At 74.5% G+C, this 3,353-nt stretch carries 2 protein-coding genes and 1 pseudogene; 1 reads left to right on the top strand and 2 read right to left on the bottom strand.

The window, feature by feature from the left end; translation table 11 throughout:
* Nucleotides 1-229 (top strand): annotated as a pseudogene (locus FOE67_RS20655) (hypothetical protein); the annotation flags it as partial.
* A gap of 310 nt (nt 230-539) precedes the next feature.
* Here the strand turns inward: FOE67_RS20655 and FOE67_RS20650 are convergent.
* Both FOE67_RS20650 and FOE67_RS20645 read right to left on the bottom strand, forming a co-directional pair.
* Nucleotides 540-1,553 (bottom strand): hypothetical protein, encoded by a 1,014-nt coding sequence (locus FOE67_RS20650; protein ID WP_182666338.1) that lies wholly within the window; start codon nt 1,551-1,553, stop codon nt 540-542.
* A gap of 293 nt (nt 1,554-1,846) precedes the next feature.
* On the bottom strand, nt 1,847-3,067 hold the full coding sequence (locus FOE67_RS20645; protein WP_182666337.1) for an acetyl-CoA C-acetyltransferase: 1,221 nt from the start codon (nt 3,065-3,067) through the stop codon (nt 1,847-1,849).
* Nucleotides 3,068-3,353 lie beyond the last annotated feature (286 nt).

Here is a 3,353-nt window from a genome sequence, read left to right as displayed (position 1 = left end):
GGAGGGGCTGCGGCTGGCCCGTCGGCTGGCCGGGTTGACGCGCCGGATCGAGGGGGTGGGCCCGGATCCGGCGGAACTGCCCGCGATCGGGGTGTTCGCGGTGGGGGATCAGCTCGCGGTCACCGGCCACGACCTCTCCGCGGCCCTGGGAGCGCTCGGGGACGTGCCGGAGGCCCGGGAGGCCATGGCGGAGGCGCTGGGGCTTCTGAGGGCCTGCGAGGGGCTCTGAGGCGCCACGGGGCGCCGGTGGCGCGCGGGGTCACCGTCGCCGGGGCCCGTCCGACGGGCCGGAAACACCCGGGCCGGGGGCGGAGCCACAGCCGGCGTCACGGGAGGCGCGGAAACGGCGGGTGTGCCGGGGCGAGGTGTGCCGGGAGCGGGGGACGGACCGCGTGGCTCCGGGGGAGGCGCCCGACCGGCGGGGTCACCGTCGCCGGGGCCCGTCCGACGCGAAGGAGCCGCCGTGCGGCGGTGGGGCGGGCGCGCGGCGGCCCGGGGCGTCGGCGCGTTCGCGGCCGGGAGGCTCTTCCCGGTGGAGGTCAGGCGGTGACGACGCGGTCCGCCAGCAGGTAGACGTTCTCCTCCACCGCCGGCTCACCGGTGCCCGGGGCGCCGTCGGGGCCCGCCGGGCCGCAGCCGAAGGTCAGGGCGTAGGCGCCGGAGACGCCGGAGCCGCCGAGCAGCACGGGCCGGCGCCCGGCGCGCAGCGCGGCGACGAGTCGCTGCGCGGTCTCCTGGTGGCCGGGGGACAGGCACAGGGTGGTGCCGTCGGCGAAGAGGAAGACGTCGAGGGTGCCCAGCGGGCCGGGCCGGACGTCGGCCAGCGGTATGCGGGTCTCGGCCAGGCGCCGCAGCTGCTCGGTGGTCCGGCGCTGTTCGGCGGCCCGGCTCTCCCGCCCGCTCTCCGCCACGGGGTTCCCCGCGCCGGCGGCGTGCTCGGCGTCCTCGCGCTCGGCGGGGTCCGGCCGGTCGGTGTGCTCGTGGTCGACCGGCTCGCCGGCGAGGGTGTAGCCGGGGTGGGAGGGGTGGCGGCGGCGGGCGGCGGCCAGTTCGGCGGACTCGGTGCCGTCGTTCTCGGCGGCGCGCTCGGCGGGCTCGTGGCCCTCCGAGAGCTCGGGGCAGTCGCCCGGGGCGCGGTCCACGACGCCCTGGCGGGGGACCTGGAAGGGGCTCTCGGACGGCAGGGCGCCGGGCAGGTAGCCCTCCAGGAGGGCATCCAGCAGCGCCTCGTCGCCGTCGCCGAAGTCGGGGCCGATGCCGCGCCCGGCGAACAGGGAGCCGGTGCTGCCGTGCTCGCGGGCCTCCTGATCGGCCCAGAAGGCGCGGGCCTCGGCGAGTTCGCGTTCCCGCTCGTCGGCCAGGGCGTCGGCGACGGCGGCGCGAATCAGTTCCTCGTCCGGGGCGGTGCGCGCCCCGGGAAGGCCGGTGGACAACAGTTCTGCGCGCAGCGCGGCGACCTCGGCGCGCAGGGCACGGGCGACGAAGAGCGCGGTGACGCACAACACCAGTGCGATTCCCGCGGCGAGCAGCAGGATGAGGGATATTGCGCTCACGAACGATCTCCCGGTTGCTTTCGGTCCCCAGCCTTTCCTACCTCAGCCTTCCGTGCCGTTGCCACGGGGTGCCAGATCGGAATGTCCCGTTATGGGGGGGTACTTGGTCCTTCCATAACGGTTCCGGCGCCGCCCCGCACCCCCGTGACCTGCGGGGACGCGAGGCGGCGACGGATGGGTTACATCCCGGGTCCGCTTAGGTCTCGCTGGTGTATACCGTGCTTCCGTGCGACCCCCGGAGTGCTCCCCCCGGGGCCCTTGCGTGCCGGTCCCGCGGGATTCCTCCCATGGTGTCAGCTCATCCGCTCCAGCACCATCGCCATGCCCTGACCACCACCGACGCACATCGTCTCCAGCGCGAACTGCTTGTCGTGCCACTGGAGGGAGTTGATCAGCGTGGCGGTGATGCGGGCGCCGGTCATGCCGAAGGGGTGGCCCACGGCGATGGCGCCGCCGTTGACGTTCAGGCGGTCGATGTCGATGCCCAGATCACGGTAGGAGGGGATCACCTGTGCGGCGAACGCCTCGTTGATCTCCACCAGGTCGATGTCGGAGATCGACATGCCGGCCAGCTTCAGCGCCCGGCGGCTCGCCTCGACCGGGCCGTAGCCCATGATCTCCGGGGAGAGACCGGAGACGGCGGTGGAGACGATCCGCGCCAGCGGCGTGATGCCCAGCTCCCGGGCCTTGGTGTCGGACATGACCACCAGGGCGGCGGCGCCGTCGTTGAGCGGGCAGCAGTTGCCCGCGGTGACCAGTCCGTCGGGGCGGAAGACCGGCTTGAGTCCCTCGACGCCCTCCATGGTGACGCCCGGCCGCGGTCCGTCGTCCTTGCTCACCACGGTGCCGTCGGGGGTGGTCACGGGGGTGATCTCGCGCTCCCAGAAGCCGTCCGCGATGGCCTTCTCGGCGAGGTTCTGCGAGCGCACGCCGAACTCGTCCATCTCGCGGCGGGTGATGCCCTTGTGGCGGGCCAGGTTCTCGGCGGTCTGGCCCATGGAGATGTAGATGTCGGGCAGCTCGCCGGCCTCGCGCGGGTCGCTCCAGCCCTCGCCGGCCCGCTCGGCGCGGGCGGCGGTGCGGGCCTCGGCCCCGGCGAACAGCGGGTTGTGGGTGCCCGGCATGCCGTCGGAGGTGCCGTTGACGGTGCGGGAGACGGCCTCCACGCCGGCGGAGATGAAGACGTCGCCCTCACCGGCGCGGATCGCGTGCATCGCCATCCGGGTGGTCTGCAGCGAGGAGGAGCAGTAGCGGGTGATGGTGCAGCCCGGCAGGTGGTCCATGCCCAACTGCACGGCCACCACCCGGCCGAGGTTGTGGCCCTGCTCGCCGCCGGGGGCGCCGCAGCCGAGCATCAGGTCGTCGATGTCGCGGGGATCGAGCTGGGGCACCTTGTCGAGGGCGGCGCGCACCATCGCGGCGGTGAGGTCGTCCGGGCGCATCTCCTTCAGGGAGCCCTTGAAGGCCCGGCCGATGGGGGAGCGGGCGGCGGAGACGATGACGGCTTCGGGCATGACGGCCCCTTCCGAGGAGGGTGAACGCTGGATCGGCTCTGGAAGTTACCCGCGCGTAGGGGGGCGGGTCACCTCGCTCGCGTGTGATTCGAACCGCACCGCCGGGGCGGGGCGGGGTCGTGCTCGGACGGTGCCAGGGTACCGACCAAGCGGTTGGTCAGGTACCCGAACGGGACGGAAATCACGCTGCCGACCCCCGGACGCGGGAACGGCATCCGGCCCCGGGCCCCCGGACGGCCGGTGCGGGCCCGGGACGGCGTGGCCCGGGGGGCGCACGCAAGGGGGA

This window comes from Streptomyces calidiresistens (assembly GCF_014141525.1).
Lineage (GTDB): Bacteria > Actinomycetota > Actinomycetes > Streptomycetales > Streptomycetaceae > Streptomyces > Streptomyces calidiresistens.
This window is presented reverse-complemented; position numbering and strand designations above follow the sequence as displayed.